The sequence below is a fragment of the Congzhengia sp. genome (assembly GCF_037235575.1).
Taxonomy (GTDB): Bacteria; Bacillota; Clostridia; order UBA1381; family UBA9506; genus Congzhengia; species Congzhengia minquanensis.
Genome location: NZ_JAXUNN010000039.1, coordinates 348638 through 366288, shown reverse-complemented (window position 1 = coordinate 366288; position 17651 = coordinate 348638). Strand labels below are relative to the sequence as shown.

Below are 17651 nucleotides of genomic sequence, written 5' to 3'. Positions count from 1 at the left end.
ATAGCAACAGCACCTTTTGAGCCGACATAGTTTCGCACAGTCTTTTCAAACTCATTTACATTTTCACCAAGGGGCGCTATCCAATTTGTGTCAAATGCCTTTTTTATGTACTTCATTTCTTCGCCGCACATATTAGGGCGAGGCCAGACAAATTTTTTCGCTCATAATAATTCTCCCTGCTCCTTTTGTTCCACTGTAAACAATTTTTTTGCATTTGTTTTTAATAATTTTAACGCTGTCTTTTTTCCTAACCACTTTTCTGCTTTTTTATAAGCGTCACTCATGTTGCAGCTTCTGTTCCGCATGTTATGCATATCACTGGATACAATATAAAATAAATGATATTTTAAAAGTTTTTTAATGAAACGCCTTCCGGAAAAGCTTAAAAACCTTGCAGCATTAATTTGATATACAATGTCTAAGCCTTGAAAGTCATTTAACATTTCTTGCCAAAATATATACCGGTCAATATGAGCCACAACAGGCCGAATGCCCATTAAATTTAAAGAATGCAGCCAATCAGCACAGGCATGATTATATTTTTCTAATGGAAATTCAACCAGCAGAAGATTTGTTTCGCCTATACATAATTTTTCTATGTCAGGATATGCTTTTATATTATTGTCCAAATAAATTTCTGCCCCGAATAACTGTCTCGGAAGTGTTACGCTCTTTCTTTCTCTTTCAGAGTTAAGTTTTTCTATGCTATGTTCTCTTACCTCTAAAAAATGCTCTATGTCCGCTGTTCGATGAACTGTACAATGCGGCGTTGCAACACAGAGAGAAACACCCTGGCAAAAACTATCCGATAACATTTTTATGCTTTCACCTACATTCTTTGCACCGTCGTCAATCCCGGGCAAGTAATGCGAATGTAAATCGATCAAATAAATCACTTCTCTTTATTTTGCTTGTCTCCGTAATGGTAATTATAGTTATACATATAGCCATATTTGCCAGTGCTATAATAACCATATTTTCGTTTCTTTTCTTCGCTGCCCAGCATTATCACGCCTAACAATTTGGTTTCCGTCTTCTTTATATTATCAATCGTTATATCTAGCAAATCAAAGGTTGTAACATTTTCACGTACCACTACAACAACGCCCATGTCTTTTTTCATGATGACTGCCGCATCAGTAACAACAGTCATCGGAGGTGTGTCAATAAAAATATAATCATATTTTTCCGTTAGTTTATCGAGCATTGCTTTAAATTCTTCTGTGTCAAGAATTTCAGCAGGATTCGGCGGAATTTCTCCTGCCGTCATGCAATCAAGATTCTCCCGCACATTTTTCTTAATAGCTTTATCAATTTCTGTGTAATTGCAAATAACATTTGAAACGCCATCATCCCGTTGAATACCTAAGTATCGATGTATTCTTGATTTTCTAAGGTCACAGTCAACCAATATTACTTTTGCTCCGGTTTGAGCAAAAGTAATCGCGAGGTTAATACACGTTGTGGTTTTTCCCTCACCGGGCGAAGAACTGGTTATTGCAATTACTTTACCTTTATCTTTTTTCGGCATGGAGAACATAATATTTGTGCGGATTGATTTATAAGTCTCCACAGTATTAAAATCAGAATCATTGCTGATAATTCTCTTCATTTCGTCTGTTTGATTATTTGTGTTTACACGCTTTGATTTCCAAAGTAAAAAGTTTTTCATCATATTTTTCATTGTAAAATTTCTCCTAAAATCGAAACATCATAGCGTTTCACAACATCTTCACTTTTGTGAATTTTTCTATCAAAAAAAGTTAAAAGGAAGACATATCCTGCACCTGCCATAAAACCCAATACAAATCCCAAGAGCGATTTGGTAACAATTTTTTTATCATTAGGCGTTTCAGGAAGAATCGGTGGGTCAACATTTTCAACTTCTCCGCCTTTATAAACACTAATTAACTTCTCTGGTGCTTTTTCCATTATGGATTTTGCAATAAGATATGAATCATTGGCATTATTCGTTGTGACAGATATTTTCAGCAATTCGGTTTCTCCTACAGCAGAGATTGTCAAAAACTTTTTTATTTGATTCCAAGTATATTTATTTCCAATATCTGCGCTAATGTCTTTTAGAAAAACCCGAGTATTTAATATTTCAATATAGGTAGAGCTAAGCGATTTAGATGTATCAATATCACTTTTCTGAATTGTTTCTTCAATTGCCGTATCTTTCTTATTGCTGATATGTAATACTCCATAAGCAGTGTAGGTAAAATCTGTAAAGAAAGCTGTTTTAACAAACATTAATATTGCAGCAACGCAAGCTAAAACAATGATTAATACTTTATGATGCCACAAATTTAACAGCAGATTTAGCAAATCTATGCCCTCATCTTCCATTCGAGCTTTTTCTTTTTCTATCATGCACCGAACTCCTTATCAATCAAATTATAAATACAGCTCAATTTTTTGTTTACCAGATCTTCATTTTCCCAAAGACAGAAATCATGCATTGTTGCCACAAAAAGCAGGAATATCGATTCAACCTTTTCTTTGTCCAATCCGTAGGCAGCTGCCAGCTTATCTGAATACCGTATATATTCCATATAAATATTCGAAAGTTCTCTGCGTCCAAGTTCTCCATACTTAGGGCTTGAAACCACCTGATAAATAAAACGCATCATGAATTTTTCTTTCGTAAACAGCAGAAAAAAACGGCGAACCTCTTCTTTTAAATCGGAAGACAAGCTTTGAAGCTCTTTTTGAAAGATAACGTTCAGATTTCGCATATAAAGCTTGATACATTCAATAATAAGCACATCTTTAGACTTAAAATATTCATACATATTCGATGCATAAATTTCGCAGGCAGATGCAATTCTTCTCATGCTCGTATTCTCAAGCCCATTTTTCACAAACACGTTAAAACTTGTTTCTAAAATTTTTTCTTTCCGAATCTGTTTTTCGTCAAATGAAATCACGATTATCCCCCGCAGAACAAGTGTTCTAAATATAGGCAAAAAAACAGTTCACAACATAATTCTCATTATGTTGTGTAAAAAATAAAAAGCAGCCCTCCACGGCTGCTTACACACTTCAATAAAAGCAAAACACACTGTAAAATAGAATGACAAAATAACCAATGAAGAAAATTGAACTTTCATTGGTTTTGTTTGTTATGCCAAAATAATTGTAATTACATCCAAAAACGACAAAAGCTATTGACAAATTGCAATAAATATAGTATCATATTCTTGTGAATAACTTTGTTACACTTCTTGTTTACAACATAATGAGAATTATGTAACATTGATACTATATAGCAACAACATAATGAGAATTAGGTTGTTTATTTTTTAATTCGTTGATATAACAAATTTAATTCCTGAATTTGCTGCCTGTGAATTTCTCCGCTCTCCATTGTGTAAATCCTTGTAGTGTTTACACTTGCGTGTCCCAATATATCTGCAAGCCTTACTATGTCTTTGTGCAGAGAATAATAGGTTTTCGCAAATAAATGACGTAGATTGTGAGGAAACACTTTGTCTTTAGATACGCCAGCAGATTCACAAAGCTTTTTCATATCGGCCCATATATTGCTCCTGTTCAGTGGCCGTCCCGTTCTTGTAACAAAAATGGGCCCTCTTTTTATTTTGTTTCGTTTTACATACTCTTTCAAAATTTTGCAAAGCTGCTTTGTCAGCATAACCACGCGCATTTTTCCCTTGCAGTTGATAAAAGCTTCTCTCGACTCTATCGCTTCCACGGTTATAAATTTCAGCTCTGAAACCCTTATTCCTGTGGAACAAATCGTTTGCATCAGGTAGAACAATCTTTCATTGCCTTTATTAAGCGCCGCTTTTAACAGCTTTTCATAGTCAGATTTTGTCAATTCCTTTTCGCTAGATGCAAAAATTTGTTTTTGAATTTTTACAGATTTTATTTTGCAGTCTACGCGGTCACAAAACTCAAAAAAACTGTTTAGCGATGAAATTACCGCATTAACACTGGCGGGCGCAAGCTTTTGCATTATGCCCTGCTTATATTCCAGCACAAGCTCCTTGCTCATCGTCCGGCTTCCCAGCCAGACAGAAAACACCGTACAGTCGTGAATATACTTTTCCAGCGTTGATGCAGACTTTTCTTCGTTTAGCAAATGCGTTTTAAAGCTTCCAATTAAATTTTCACTTATCGTTCTCATATTGAACAACTCCTTTTTTTCTAAATGTAACATTCGTATCAAACTTTTTTAGAAGTTGTCAATAGTTTGTGCAATTCTGTTGAAATCATAAGATAAAAAAAAGGACCACATTTTGGTCCTTTTTGTTCAAAAAATTAACGTTCCGCGCAGAATAACGTGTTTTATCGCAAGCTTGTCATTTAAAATTAAAATGTCGGCAAGTTTTCCCGGTGTTAAACTTCCGGTTTTATGATAAACACCTGCTGTTTCCGCCGGATTTTTCGACGCCATCATACAGGCGTCCTCAAGAGGGATGCCCACAGACACCAAATTTTTAACACAGTCAATTAAACAGGAATATCCGCCGGCCAAAGAACCGTCTTCCGTAAAGGTTTTTTTATCTCTCACCGACAGCACTCGTCCGTTCACGCAGTAATCCCCGTCCGGCATGCCTGCGGCAATTTCCGAGTCGGTTATCAGGTTTATCTTGTCCCTGCCCTTAATTTTATAAACCAATTTCACTACCTCAGGGTGAATGTGAACAAAATCGCAAATGAGTTCGCATTTTACCGTTTCATCTGAAAGAAGCGCCCCGGCTGTGCCCGGTTCTCTGTGAGAGAGCGGACGCATGGCGTTAAAAAGGTGCGTTCCCTGCTTTAATCCAAGTGAAAGTGCATGTTTCATTTGTTCAAAAACTGCGTCTGTGTGGCCCGCCGAAACGCAAACGCCTGCTTCACAGGCTTTTTGAATTACGCTGTCTGCACCGGGCAGTTCCGGCGCCATTGTAATAATTTTTAAATATCCCCCTGCGGCATTTAACAGCCTTTCAAATTCCTGAACATCAGGATTTCGAATATTTTCCGGCAGATGCGCCCCCTTATACTTTAAAGAAAAATAGGGGCCTTCTAAATGAATTCCATAAACAGCGGCGCAGTTTTTCTTTGTGTTTTCAGCACAGCTGCGTAAATATTGAATAGAGGAAATCAGCTTTTCCTCTTTTGCTGCCGACAACGCTGGCACCAGCGAGGTAGTTCCGTTTTTTGCTTCAAAACCTGCTATTGTTTCAAATGTGTCTGCATCAAAATCAATAAATGTTTTTCCCATTGCGCCGTGCATATGCGTGTCGATAAACCCTGGCACAACATAGCAGCCGCTGGCGTCAATTGCTTTCGCTTTCTCACATCTTCCAATTGCTTCAATCTGTTCACCGTTTGTTTGCAGGTCGCCTGTAATAAACTGAAATTCGTCATTTAAAAGCTTGCCGCCCTTAATCCACATCGCCATACGCCTCCCTGTCGCAGATTAAAACAACATCCGGGTGCACCTTTAACATTGTGGCAGGAACTTCCGTGTCGATTTCTTCTGTTAACAGTTGGCTCACTGCATCATGTTTTTCTTTTCCATTGGCCAAAAGAATGATTTTTTTGGACTTTAAAATAGTTGCAATTCCCATTGTCAGTGCCTGTTTGGGAACGCTCTCAATGCTGTCAAAAAATCTTGCGTTGGCCTCAATGGTGCTTTCTGTCAGGTCAGTAATGTGCGTGGAGGTGTTTAACGCATCATCCGGCTCGTTAAATCCAATGTGGCCGTTTCGTCCAATGCCTAAAATCTGCAAGTCAATTCCGTCACAACTCTCAATTAATGCGTCGAAAGCATCACATTCTGTTTCCGGGTCATCTGTTTCGCCATTTAAGATGTGAACATTTTCCGGCGCAAGATTTACCCGGCCGCATAAATGCTGATTCATAAAATAGTGATAACTCTGCGGGTTGTCAGGCGAAATGGGATAATATTCGTCTAAGTTAAACGTAACTACGTCTTTAAAATCAATCTCGCCGGCGTTGTAAAGACGCACAAGCTCCTCATACATACCAATTGGCGTTGCACCTGTGGCAAGCCCCAAAACGCAGTTTGGCTTTAAGCAAATTTGGCTGGCAACCAGCTTTGCTGCGTTTTTCGATAGTTCCTCATAAGTATCACAAAGTATCACCCGCATGTTTTTCTCACCTTTCAAATAATTGTTCTTAAAAATGCCAATCCTTCTGAAAGGGCCGTCGCACAATCTTCCGTCCCTTCAAATTCCACGTCTACAAAACCATCAAACCCAGCCCGTTTTAAAATTGCCAAACACTGGGCAACAGGAACAATTCCCTGCCCCACTGTTGTTCCCTTCAGGCAGTTGCAGCCCCGGGTTTCGAAATAACCTTCATCGTTTTTGCGGTCTGCAAACGAAATTTTTACAAAATCCTTTGCATGAACCAAAAACGCCAGATTTGCCACCTTCGACACCGCTTTGGCCGAATCTTCATCGGCGCACAAAAAGTTGCCCATGTCAACAAGCGTTCCAAAGTTGGGATGATTGACAGCGTTCACCAGCCGCTCCACGCGGTCACTGTCCTGACAGATATAGCCGTGGTTTTCCGTCATTGTTTGAATGCCCAGCGTTTGGGCATATTCCGTTACCTCCCGAATTGCCGCAACAAGAGCTGGCAGCGCCTGGTCGAACGACCTGAAAACGTCATAACCATACATTACATCGTGCCGAAAAAGCTTTGCGCCAAGCGCGTTTGCCACATCAAGACTTGCTTTAAGCCGCTCAATTTCAGCACTGTTGTCCTTTTGCGCCAAATTTGCACCCACTAAATAGGCTGAAATTTCAATACTGCATTTGTTCGCCTCTGCCTTAATTTGTTTTGCATATTCCGCCTGTGAAACACCCTCCGGCGGCATGAGTTCCGTAAATTCAATGGCATCGAACCCCAGCTCTTTCGCTTTTGCAACCGCGGTTAGCTGTGTTAATTTTCCACTCTTAATATATTGCGAAAAGGAATAAGAACTTACACCTATTTTCATGCTAATCCAACCTTTCTCATTTTAACAGCACTTCATGGCCTGTGCGGGCAGATTCATAAATCGCCTCTAAAATTTTCATAATCACCACGCCGTCTTCTGCCGGGGCTTTGCAGGGTGTGCCGTTTAAAGCGCAATCCACAAAATGCTCCATTTCTGCGGTGAACATTTCTTTCCCAAACTTGTAGTTTTCCGTATGCGGTGTAACGTCTGCCAAAAAGTTGTTCCATTCCGTATAAATTTTCATTCCATCTGCGTCAATCTTAATTCCGCCTTTTGTCCCAAACAGTTCTTTTTTCGTGGTCTGCTCGCCGTTTAAACTGTAGCTGGTTTCCAATAAAGTGGTTTTGCCGTCTTCATATTTAATCATGGCAACCGCAAAGTCTTCCACATTAAAGGGATCGTCCGGCTTTGCATCTTTCGGAATCCAGCCTACGTTCGTTTTTAAATATTTTCTGTCTTTTAAACAGTCAGACGTGGAGGCAAAAACACTAATTGGTTTCGGGTTTCCCATCAGCTGCCGTGTCAGGTCAATTACATGCACGCCCAAGTCAATTACCGGGCCGCCGCCGGACAGTTCCTTGTTGGAAAACCAACCTCCGGGCGAACCGTGCCGTCTTAAATAGGTGGCTTTTGAGTAATAGATGTCTCCCAGATATCCATTGTCGATAAAGTCCTTTGCAATGCCGCTTTCCGGGTCAAACCGGAGCACAAAGCCAATCATTAAAAGTTTATTGTTTCGTTTTGACGCCTCCAGCATTTCTTCTGCTTCCTTCACCGAATATGCCATGGGCTTTTCACACAGCACATGGAGCCCTGCGTCAAGAGCGTCAATGGTGCATTTTGCATGATTACAGTTCCACACACACACATCGGCCGCATCTAACTGTTCGTTTGCCAGCATTTCTGCCTCTGTTGCATATCTTTTTTCGATATTAAATAAGTCGGCTGTCTCATTAAGCCGTTCGGCGTTAATATCGCAAATTGCTGCGATCTCTACATTGTCCAATGTTTGATAGGCATTTAAGTGAACGTTAGCAATGTTTCCCGCGCCAACCATTCCAATTCTTAGCTTTTTCATTTTTTATCGCTCCCTGTCAGTTCTTTTAAATAATCCACGGCAACTTTAATATCCCTTGCAGGATTATCGCCGCACTCGCGCTCAATGGTTAAAAAACCTTCATATCCAATGTCCTCTAAAGCCGCCAAATATTCTGGGAACGGAACCGTTCCTGCACCCAGCGGCACCTCTTTAAAAAAGCCGCCCTCGGCATATTCCGGAGGAATGGGGTGCACCACTCTGTAAATAAATTCCGGGTTCGACTCTTTCAGCTTAATCCCGTCCTTCGCATGGGTATGTACGATATAATCCTTAAGGGTATAAACTGCCTGCACTGGGTCGTCCCCTGTCACCATCACAAGGTTTGCCGGGTCTAAGTTTACGGCAACGCCTTTTGAGCCGAGTCCGTCTAAAAACATCTTAAGTGTTTTTGCGGTTTCCGGCCCCGTTTCAATTGCAAAGTGGGAGTTTAAACTGTCCGCAAAGCTGGCAAGTTCAAAACATGCCTCCTGCATAATTTGATAGCGCTCTGCATTTTTATCCTCCGGCACCACGCCAATGTGGGTGGTAACAATGTCACATTCCAGCATCTTTGCAAGCTCCATTATCCGTTTGGATTTTTCAACATTCTCCGCATTTTCTTCGCGGTTCCCAAATCCATGGCCTAAATCCCCGCAGATGGCGGAAAACTTTAATCCCCGCGACTTCACAATATTCAGTACCTCCGCGGTTTTTGCAGTTGTCATGTTCTCCGGTGCGAAGTCACCTTTGGTGCAATACATCTGAAGTCCCTCAGCTCCAAGCTGGCTGGCTTTTGTTACGGCAGTAACAAAGTCCGTCCGAAAAGAATCTACCATAACTCCGATTGGAAAACGATACATAAAATCCCTCCTGTTTTAAAAATGATGTTGCTCTCTTGACAAATTTATTGTATAATGAAATCAGTGAAAAATCAACGAATGATATTGCCCGTGTTTATGACAATATTGCGCAAAGGAGCTTTTATGGAACGAAAAAGTTTTGAATCGCATCTGTTTGGGAGCAAGCAGCTTCCATTTATCTTCCATTTAGACATCCATAAAGAAGACTTAAAAGACGGCCTTGATATGAATTGGCATCCCAGCATAGAGCTGCTTTACTTCACAGAGGGCAGCGGCAAGGTGTTTTGCGGAACGCAGATATTTGACGTCGCCGCCGGAGACCTTTTTATTGTGAATTCCAATATGCCCCACGCCATTGCATCTGAAACGGTTGTTTATTACCACTGTTTAATTGTGGACAACGAGTTCTGCATGGCAAACGACATAGACACCGACAATATCATTTTCAAAACGCCGCTGAAAGAAGCCCAGGCCGCCGGCATGTTCGAGACCGTGGTTCAGGAGTTTCATACATTTCAGCCCTATAAAAATGCCGGAATTAAAGCTGCAGTTTTAAGCCTGCTGGTCTATCTGGCGCGAAACTGCGCCGAAACCATTGCTGTGCCGCAAAGCGCGGTTTCCATGAAGGATGAAAGTATGAAGCTTGCAATTGGGTATATCAAATCACACATCAACGAAAAATTGTCTTTAGATGAAGTTGCAAACGAGGCAGGCTTAAGCAAATATTATTTTTTGCGGGAGTTTAAAAAAATGACAGGCGAAACCCCTGTATCCTTCATCAACAAAACCAGGTGTGAAAACGCAAAAAAAATGCTGAAAACTGGGCGTTATTCCATTAAAGAAGTATGCGAGAAAAACGGATTTGAAGATTTATCCTACTTCTCTAAGAACTTTAAGCGCTACACAGGGCAAACACCGTCAAAGTATTTAAAAAAGAACACAGCAGATTAATCTGCTGTGTTCTCCTGTAATGTATCCCATTCTGAATAGTAGCTTAACAAAGTTTCATTCATTTCGTCCAGCTTTTGAGAAATTTCAGCACACTTTACATAGTCTGATGCCGTTTCCGGTTTTTCCAGTTCCGCTTTTGCGGCTTCAATGTCATTTTCTAAAGCTTCAATGTCCCGCTCTAGCTGTTCTAATCTGTTTTTGCGCTTTCGCTGTTCCGACTCTAACTGTTTTCTGCGCAGATAGTCCTCTTTGCCGCTGGTTGTGCTTTTTTCTTTTCCGCCGCTTCCGTCTGCCTTATCTTCCTCTCCGTGCTTTTCTAAATAGTAGCTGTAGTTTCCAGGGAAAGACATCACAACTCCGTTTTCCATCAGCAAAATCCGATTGGCCAGCTTATTAATAAAGTATCGGTCGTGAGAAATTGCAAAAATCGTGCCGTCATATTCTGAAAGCGCCTCCTCCAGCATTTCTCTTGATTGAATATCCAAGTGGTTGGTCGGCTCATCCAGCAATAAAAAATTGGCTTTTTTCAGCATGAGCTTTAGTAACATAAGCCTTGCACGCTCGCCGCCGGAAAGCTCGCTGATGCGCTTAAACACGTCGTCTGCCACGAACAAAAAACCGGCAAGGGCGTTTCTGATTTCCGTATTGGAAAGCGACGGATATGCGTCGCTGATTTCGTCAAAAATTGTTTTGGAGTGGTCCAGCGTTTCCTGCGTCTGGTCGAAATAGCCAATGTCAACATTTGCTCCGATTGAAACACTTCCGCTGTCTGGCTCTAATGCGTTTGTCATAATTTTAAATAACGTGGTTTTTCCGCAGCCATTGGCCCCCAATAAAAACGCGCGTTCTTTTCTCCTCAGCAGAAAATTCACATTGCAAAACAACTGCCGCCCGTGAAACCCTTTCGAAAGGTTTACAGCTTCCGCAACATCGTTGCCGCCGGTTTTTGCAATTTGAAACCGCGGTTTAATGCTGTCTAACTCCTCCTGGGGCACAATTAAGTCGGCTTTCAGCCTGTCCACCATTTTTTGCTTGCTCTCGGCGGTTTTAATATTCCGCTCTCTGTTCCAGCGACGCTGCTGTTCAATGATCCCTTCAATGCGATTAATTTCCCGCATGGTGTTTTCATACCGCCGGGCAATATATTTCTCGTTTTCTTTTTTTTGCTTTTGATACACAGAATAATTCCCGTCATAGCAATTCAGGCGCGCATTTTCAAGTTCAAAAGTTTTATTGGTTACTTTGTCTAAAAAATACCGGTCGTGGGATATCACAATAAATGCGCCCTTGTAGCTTTGCAAAAAGCCCTCCAGCCACTCAACAGACTGAATGTCCAAATGGTTCGTCGGCTCGTCTAACAGCAGCAAGTTTGCTTCACTCAGCAGAAGCTTGCAAAGGCAAACCCGCGTCTTTTCACCGCCGCTTAAAGCGGAAAAGGGCTTATTAAGGTCCTCTTCCTGAAAACCCATGCCAAGGAGGGCAGACTTTGCCATATTTTTATACGTATACCCGCCCAACGCTTCAAACTGTTCTGTTAAAACGTGGAGCTTTTCGGCATTTTCCTCGGGGTTGCCGATTCCTGCCTCAATTGCGCCGGTTACGTCCAATATCTGTTCTTCCAGTTTTTGCACCCTGGAAAAGATGGTTAACAGCTCGTCATACACGTTTTTATCAGAGTCTGTTCCAATGTGCTGTTCTAAATATCCAAACTTCGTTTGCCTGGGAACAAAAATATCTCCGCCGTCAGGGGCGGTTCCATCTAAAAACATATGAAACAGCGTGGTTTTTCCCGTTCCGTTTGCCCCGATTAGCCCCACTTTGTCGTGGTCTTCAACAGAAAACGAAACGTTTTCAAACAAACACCGTTCACCAAAATATTTATTTACTTTCGACAATCCAAGTAAATTCATTTTAAACCTCTATCGTCTCAATTCCCGCAACCGCGCTGGCGACTAATCCTTCAAAATCCAAAAGGCTTTCGGACTTTATAATGTTTTCAAGCTTTGGTTTTGTCAGCGGATGCCGGGGCGTAAAAATCGTGCAGCAGTCCTCATAAGGCAGAACAGACGTTTCAAACGTTTCAATCCTGCGGGCAATTTCTACAATTTCCTCTTTGTCCATTCCGATTACAGGCCGAAACACTGGCAAATGCACCGCATCGTTCGTCACGCAAAGGGCCTCCACCGTCTGGCTCGCCACTTGGCCAATGCTCTCTCCTGTTACCAACGCCTTTGCGTTTACCCTTTGGGCAACCTTTTCAGAAATGGCCATCATAAACCTGCGCATAATCAGGGTTAACTGTTCCGGCGGGCATTTTTCCTTAATTTCGAGCTGTATTTCCGTAAAGGGCACAATATGCACCTTTAGCCCGCCTGTGTAGGCCGCAATAATTTTTGCAAGGGCAAGCACCTTGTCCTTTGCGCGCTGGCTGGTGTATGGATGGGAAAAGAAATGCACGGCCTCTAAGGCCACGCCCCTTTTGGCAACCATAAATCCGGCAACGGGGCTGTCAATTCCGCCGGAAAGCAGCAAAACCGCTTTGGAGTTCGAGCCAACAGGCATTCCGCCCAAACCTTTTATGCGGTTGCAGTAGAGATATACATTGGTTTCTCGCACCTCCACCGTGACAAGCTTGTCCGGACGAATTACGTCCACCTTCAGGTTAGGATAGCAGTCGCTTAAAAAGCCACCCAGCTCACGGCAGATATCCGGCGACTTCATGGGATATTTTTTATCTGCCCGCTTTGTCTCCACTTTAAACGTGTTTGCGCTTTCCAGTTCTTCTTTTAAACAATCACGCGCCTCCTGCTTTAACTGTTCAAACTCTTTTGACAATACATAAGCTTTTATGATTGCCACAATGCCAAACACCTTTTTCAGGCGAAAAATGGCCTCGTCCATTTCATTTTCGTTTTTTATATCGGCATAAATCGTCGCCTGCGCGCGCCAAACCTCTGCCTGAATGGGCCCCAGCGCCGCGTAAATGTTTTTAATCAGCATGTCCTCAAAGGTGTGGCGGTTTAAACCTTTTAAGATAATTTCACCGTATTTAATCAAGATTATTTGTTTCAAAAACGTTACCTCCGCGTTGTAAATGTTTCAATTGTATAGAATCAATGTTTTCACAGACATAGAAAACCCGCTCGCTGTCGGTTGTAGCTTTTTTGTTTGTAAACCCGTCGCATTTTTTCTTGACAGAAAACCCGTTTTGCTCTAAAGCACGGCAAATTTCACCGTCTGAATAACAGCGCTCTGTGTGCATCTCGTCAAACCGCTCATAAACATTGCCTTGTTTTACAAAAAAGGTCAAATAAAAATCACAGAGCTTTTCTTCCGCTGAATAGTCATTTTCCCAGGTGTAATAAATGTCTTCGCTGTCAAACGTAAAAATGTTGTCTGATAAAATGTGCTCAAACTTATATTCAGAATTCACGTCAAATAGAAGAAGTCCGCCTGGCTCCAAATAGTTGTTGCAAAGCTTAAAAACTGTGTTCAGCGCGCCGTCCTCCGTTAAATAGTTCAAACTGTCCAAACAGCAGACGATTGCTCCAACCGTGCCATAAAGCTCAAGCTCCTCCATAGGCTGATTTAAAAACAGCACACCGGGATTCTTCTCCCGCGCTTTTATCAGCATTTCTGTGGAACTGTCCGCCCCAATCATTTCATATCCTTTTTGACGCAAAAGGCCGGTCAGCGTACCGGTCCCGCAAGCCAAATCCAGAACAATGCGATTGGCAAGTTTTTGTACTTTTATTTCCCGGTCAATCAGCTCTGCAATTTGGCCGTAGGGCACGTCAAGCATCAATCGGTCATACACACCGGCAAATTTTCCATAAGCGTCCATCTTTAATCGTCCTTTTTTATTTGTTCCCAGTAGTTTTTAATGGCCGTTTCATTTTTATTGTTTTGCGGCCTGTAATATTTTTTCCCCCGGAGTTTTTCGGGTAAATAGTCCTGCTTCACATAATGATTGGGGAATTCATGCGGATATTTGTATTCAATTCCGCGGCCAAGCTTTTTTGCACCGCCGTAATGTGCATCTTTTAAATGCTGAGGAACATCTCCTGTATCGCCCGATTCAATGTCGTGCATGGCTTCGTCAATGGCGCAAATAACGGCGTTTGATTTCGGCGCAGTTGCCAAAAGGAGCACTGCGTGGCAAAGGGGAATCCGCGCTTCCGGAAGGCCCACCTGCAACGCGCTGTCCACACAGGCTTTCACAATGCTTGCCGCCGCCGGATACGCCAAACCAATGTCCTCCGAAGCTGTTACCATCAGCCTGCGGCAGGCCGACTGTAAATCGCCTGCGGCTAAAATCCGCGCAAGATAGTGCACTGCCGCGTCCGGGTCGCTGCCGCGGATAGATTTCTGAAACGCTGACAGAACGTCGTAGTGGCTGTCTCCGTCCCGGTCGTGACGAAACGCCTTTTTAGAAGACGCCTGCTCCACCATTTCAACACTAATATGGAGGGTGCCGTCAGGTGTGTCACCTGCAGACATTACGCACATTTCCAGCGTATTGAGCGCCTTTCTCACGTCGCCGCCGCAAGTTTCGGCAATTGCCGCAAAAGCAAAGTCGGAAAACTCAATTTGCAGCTTCAGCTCGTCTTCTAAAATGCAAACGCCGCGGCGTATGGCCTTTAAAATGTCTTTCACTTCCAGCGGCTTAAACTCAAACACCGCAGAACGGCTTAAAATCGCGTTATACACATAAAAATAAGGGTTTTCCGTGGTGCTTGCAATCAGCGTAACCGAGCCGTTTTCAATTACCTCCAGCAGGGACTGCTGCTGCTTTTTATTAAAGTTTTGAATTTCATCCAAATAGAGCAAAATGCCGTTTTCACTGCCCAGCGAACCTACGTCAGCAATCACTGCTTTTACGTCAGCAACCGAAGCATTGGTAGCGTTTAACTTATACAAGCGTTTATTAGACATTTTTGCAACTATATTTGCCATTGTAGTTTTCCCAGTGCCGGAAGGGCCGAAGAAAATCATATTCGATATTTTTCCAGCATGAATTAAATTATAGAGGAGCTTTCCGGGGGCAATCAGATGACTTTGCCCAACAAAATCTTCTAATGTTTCCGGTCTAATCCTGTCTGCCAGCGGGCCGGTCATATCAATCACTCCCTTTTCGTGTTAAAAAAGGCCTGGTTAACACGAATGTTTAACAGACCTTTTTTAAAAATCTTAAATTATTTCTTTTTCGGTGCAATAACCACTTTTCTGTTTGGTTCGTCGCCAATGCTGAACGTGTCCACATTCGGATTGTTCTGCAGCGTAGCGTGAATGATCCGCCGTTCGTTTGAGTGCATAGGCTCAAGTGTAATCTTCCGGTTATTTCGCGTTACAGACGCCGCAAGATTTTTCGCAAGCTTAATCAGCGTCTGCTCCCGTCTTGCGCGGTAATCTTCTGCGTCTAAAATCACTTTCACATATTCGCCGTCGCCTTTATTAACGCACAGGTTTACCAAATGCTCTAAAGCATCTAAGGTGTCGCCGCGTTTTCCAATGATAATTCCTAAATTGTCACCAATTAAGTTAATCGTCATGATTTTGCCTTCTGTTTTTACGTCCAGTTCAACCCTCAGCCCCATGGAAACAAACACATTGTCTAAAAATTCCCGCGCGCGGCCTTCTAAATTAATGTTGGGCGTAACTTTCACAACCGCATCTTTCGCGCCTAACCCAAACAGCCCTCGGCTGCCCTCTTCAATTACTTCAATTTCAACATTATCCCGATCAAGGCCCAGTTCCGCTAAAGCGAGCTTTACAGCTTCATCAACGGTTTTGGCCGATTTTTCTACACATTTACTCATCTCAAATTTCATAGCCTTTCCTCCCGCATATTCGATGTCTATGGTTATATCCGCGGGCAGAATATAAACCAGAACAACTTATTTCTTCTTTTTCTTACGCTCTCTGTAGTGCGCAGGCCTGTCCTCGTCCACAGGCACATCTACCGTGATATGCTTGTTCATTAAATACATCTGCAAAATCTGAAACAGGTTCGAAACCGTCCAATAAAGGCCTAAGCCAGCAGGAAGTGTAACCGCAAACCACGCTGTCATCAACGGGAACAAATAGTTCATAACTTTCATACTGGATGCAGTGGGGTTATTTTCCTGCGACGCCATTCCGCTCATTTTGTTTGAGATATGGGACACTAAAAACGTAGTGCCGCCGGCTACTATCGGAATTAGAACATAAATCCAATGTTCGGAAATATACTGCAGCGTCGGCGTAACCGACAGGTTAAATCCAAAAAAGTCAAAATTAATCAGGTCGTGGGAGCTGATAAACTCGCCTACTTTATCGAATGAGCCCCGCATTTTATTGGCCAGGTCAATCTGGTCAATCCGGGCAAAATCAGCGGCGGCGGAACCGTTTATCCGCTCGTAAATCTGCATGATAACGTCGTTCGACAGCATCATAACATAGCTGATTGGCTTTCTGATGATATTATACAGCGCAATCAGAATTGGGAACTGGATCAGCATAGGAAGGCAACCACCCATGGGGTTTACGCCGGCCTCCTGATAAAGCTTCATTGTTTCCTGATTCAGTTTTTCCTGATCATATTTATACTTCTCCTGAATTTTAGCAAGCTTCGGCTGAATCGCCTGCGTTTTTTTCATTGATCTTTGCTGTTTTAAAGTGAGCGGAAACAGAATCAGCTTCATGATAAGCGTAAATAAAATGATTGTCCAGCCGTAATTCCCAACTACATAATAAATCCACTTGAACAGATAACCAAGAGGAACGTTGATAATATCAAAAACAGAGTTCAAGATTTTCCTCCTTCAATTTTTCCAGTAATGTTTGTATCCGTCTTCTCTACAGGGTCGAATCCGCCTTTTCCAAACGGATTGCATCGAAGCACACGCCAAACCGACATAAATCCCCCTCGGATTACGCCCTTCTTTTCAATCGCCTCAATCGCATAGGACGAGCACGTGGGGTAAAACCGGCAGCAGGGTCTTTTCAGCGGTGAAACATATTTTTGATAAAGACGAATCAATCGAATTAAAAGTGTTTTCATACCTTTTGCTTGCCGGTGCGCAAGAATAGTCCGGCGCGGCCAAAAAGCCTGTCCGTTATGTGCGAAACGTCTTCCAGCGAATCAATGGTCAGGCTGCCTTCCCGAGCCGCCAGAATCAAATCATATCCCGGTTTGATGTTTGCTTCCGAAAGCCTGTAGCTTTCTTTTAAAAGCCTTCTTACACGGTTGCGTTTCACGGCTTTGGCTAATTTTTTTCCAACTCTAAAACCCAAACGGTTCTGATTAAGCCCGTTAGGCAAATAGTACAGCGTAAAGTATTTGTGGTATGACCTTTTTCCGTTTCTGTAGACGGATAAAAACTGTTCGTTTCTGTTTAAACTTATCGTATTTTTCATGTTTTTGTAAACTATGAATAAAGTCGCTGAAGAAATGCCCTCAGCGACCAAATGTTCATAAATTCAAGGTTATGCAGATAAAACCTTTCTGCCCTTCAGTCTTCTTCTGGCTAAAACCTTTCTACCCGAACGAGAACTCATTCTGTTTCTGAAGCCATGATCTTTTTTTCTTTTGCGCCTATTCGGCTGATATGTTCTGAGCAAGTGCCACACCTCCTGTAAATAACTGTCACAGCACACCACAAATTCCCTGTGTATCCTTAAATATTATACATAAATAATCTTTAAATGTCAATACCTTTTTCAAAATTTAAAGAATTTTGTTTTGCGCATTGCCCGCAAATTATATGAATAAATAGTAAAATTTTAATAAAACACT

General features: G+C 42.2%; 21 protein-coding genes. 1 reads left to right on the top strand and 20 read right to left on the bottom strand.

Going from position 1 to position 17651, the window contains the following annotated elements; all coding sequences use genetic code 11:
• From WIG73_RS11255 to WIG73_RS11205, 11 genes are all read right to left on the bottom strand, one after another.
• On the bottom strand, positions 1-131 hold a 131-nt coding region (locus WIG73_RS11255), incomplete at its 3' end, for a DegT/DnrJ/EryC1/StrS family aminotransferase (protein WP_337400615.1).
• Between the two features lie 30 nt (positions 132-161).
• Positions 162-887 (bottom strand): CpsB/CapC family capsule biosynthesis tyrosine phosphatase, encoded by a 726-nt coding sequence (locus tag WIG73_RS11250; protein WP_337400609.1) that lies wholly within the window; start codon positions 885-887, stop codon positions 162-164.
• Positions 888-892: 5 nt separating this feature from the next.
• The gene (locus tag WIG73_RS11245; RefSeq protein WP_337400608.1) at positions 893-1684 is read right to left on the bottom strand and encodes a CpsD/CapB family tyrosine-protein kinase; all 792 of its coding nucleotides are present in this window, start codon (positions 1682-1684) and stop codon (positions 893-895) included.
• Positions 1681-2376 (bottom strand): Wzz/FepE/Etk N-terminal domain-containing protein, encoded by a 696-nt coding sequence (locus WIG73_RS11240; RefSeq protein WP_337400606.1) that lies wholly within the window; start codon positions 2374-2376, stop codon positions 1681-1683. Before WIG73_RS11240 ends, WIG73_RS11245 begins: the two co-directional genes overlap by 4 nt.
• Positions 2373-2933 (bottom strand): TetR/AcrR family transcriptional regulator, encoded by a 561-nt coding sequence (locus WIG73_RS11235; protein WP_337400605.1) that lies wholly within the window; start codon positions 2931-2933, stop codon positions 2373-2375. Before WIG73_RS11235 ends, WIG73_RS11240 begins: the two co-directional genes overlap by 4 nt.
• A 368-nt stretch (positions 2934-3301) precedes the next feature.
• Entirely contained in the window at positions 3302-4153 is an 852-nt protein-coding gene (locus tag WIG73_RS11230; RefSeq protein WP_337400604.1) for a tyrosine-type recombinase/integrase, read from the bottom strand.
• A gap of 126 nt (positions 4154-4279) precedes the next feature.
• On the bottom strand, positions 4280-5410 hold the full coding sequence (nagA, locus tag WIG73_RS11225) for an N-acetylglucosamine-6-phosphate deacetylase (protein WP_337400603.1): 1131 nt from the start codon (positions 5408-5410) through the stop codon (positions 4280-4282).
• Positions 5400-6128: a glucosamine-6-phosphate deaminase gene (nagB, locus tag WIG73_RS11220; protein ID WP_337400602.1), complete on the bottom strand. Its 729-nt coding sequence runs from the start codon at positions 6126-6128 to the stop codon at positions 5400-5402. Before nagB ends, nagA begins: the two co-directional genes overlap by 11 nt.
• Before the next feature lie 14 nt (positions 6129-6142).
• Complete coding sequence (locus WIG73_RS11215; protein WP_337400601.1) at positions 6143-6985, bottom strand: sugar phosphate isomerase/epimerase family protein; 843 nt, start codon at positions 6983-6985, stop codon at positions 6143-6145.
• A 16-nt stretch (positions 6986-7001) separates the two neighbouring features.
• A complete protein-coding gene (locus WIG73_RS11210) occupies positions 7002-8063 on the bottom strand; it encodes a Gfo/Idh/MocA family oxidoreductase (protein WP_337400600.1) in 1062 nt (353 codons plus the stop codon).
• Complete coding sequence (locus WIG73_RS11205; protein WP_337400599.1) at positions 8060-8923, bottom strand: sugar phosphate isomerase/epimerase family protein; 864 nt, start codon at positions 8921-8923, stop codon at positions 8060-8062. The genes WIG73_RS11210 and WIG73_RS11205 overlap by 4 nt, the downstream gene beginning before the upstream one ends.
• Positions 8924-9046: 123 nt before the next feature.
• Here WIG73_RS11205 and WIG73_RS11200 point away from each other — a divergent pair, with 123 nt between their 5' ends.
• Positions 9047-9874 carry an AraC family transcriptional regulator gene (locus WIG73_RS11200; protein ID WP_337400598.1) on the top strand — a complete coding sequence of 276 codons (828 nt, stop codon included), beginning with the start codon at positions 9047-9049 and terminating at the stop codon, positions 9872-9874.
• On the opposite strand, the gene WIG73_RS11195 is transcribed toward WIG73_RS11200, so the two are convergent.
• The 9 genes from WIG73_RS11195 to rpmH form a co-directional block, all read right to left on the bottom strand.
• A complete protein-coding gene (locus WIG73_RS11195) occupies positions 9871-11784 on the bottom strand; it encodes an ABC-F family ATP-binding cassette domain-containing protein (protein WP_337400597.1) in 1914 nt (637 codons plus the stop codon). The genes WIG73_RS11200 and WIG73_RS11195 overlap by 4 nt on opposite strands.
• Position 11785: 1 nt before the next feature.
• Complete coding sequence (thiI, locus tag WIG73_RS11190; protein ID WP_337400596.1) at positions 11786-12946, bottom strand: tRNA uracil 4-sulfurtransferase ThiI; 1161 nt, start codon at positions 12944-12946, stop codon at positions 11786-11788.
• Positions 12924-13718: a class I SAM-dependent methyltransferase gene (locus WIG73_RS11185; RefSeq protein WP_249310551.1), complete on the bottom strand. Its 795-nt coding sequence runs from the start codon at positions 13716-13718 to the stop codon at positions 12924-12926. The genes thiI and WIG73_RS11185 overlap by 23 nt, the downstream gene beginning before the upstream one ends.
• A gap of 2 nt (positions 13719-13720) precedes the next feature.
• A complete protein-coding gene (locus tag WIG73_RS11180) occupies positions 13721-14992 on the bottom strand; it encodes a replication-associated recombination protein A (protein WP_337400594.1) in 1272 nt (423 codons plus the stop codon).
• Between the two features lie 77 nt (positions 14993-15069).
• Positions 15070-15705 (bottom strand): RNA-binding cell elongation regulator Jag/EloR, encoded by a 636-nt coding sequence (gene jag, locus WIG73_RS11175; protein WP_249310555.1) that lies wholly within the window; start codon positions 15703-15705, stop codon positions 15070-15072.
• A gap of 66 nt (positions 15706-15771) precedes the next feature.
• On the bottom strand, positions 15772-16665 hold the full coding sequence (locus WIG73_RS11170; protein WP_249310557.1) for a YidC/Oxa1 family membrane protein insertase: 894 nt from the start codon (positions 16663-16665) through the stop codon (positions 15772-15774).
• Entirely contained in the window at positions 16662-16916 is a 255-nt protein-coding gene (gene yidD, locus WIG73_RS11165; protein ID WP_177678963.1) for a membrane protein insertion efficiency factor YidD, read from the bottom strand. The genes WIG73_RS11170 and yidD overlap by 4 nt, the downstream gene beginning before the upstream one ends.
• Positions 16913-17272 carry a ribonuclease P protein component gene (rnpA, locus tag WIG73_RS11160; RefSeq protein ID WP_337400592.1) on the bottom strand — a complete coding sequence of 120 codons (360 nt, stop codon included), beginning with the start codon at positions 17270-17272 and terminating at the stop codon, positions 16913-16915. The genes yidD and rnpA overlap by 4 nt, the downstream gene beginning before the upstream one ends.
• 69 nt (positions 17273-17341) lie before the next feature.
• On the bottom strand, positions 17342-17476 hold the full coding sequence (gene rpmH, locus WIG73_RS11155) for a 50S ribosomal protein L34 (RefSeq protein ID WP_249310559.1): 135 nt from the start codon (positions 17474-17476) through the stop codon (positions 17342-17344).
• Between the last annotated feature and the right edge of the window lie 175 nt (positions 17477-17651).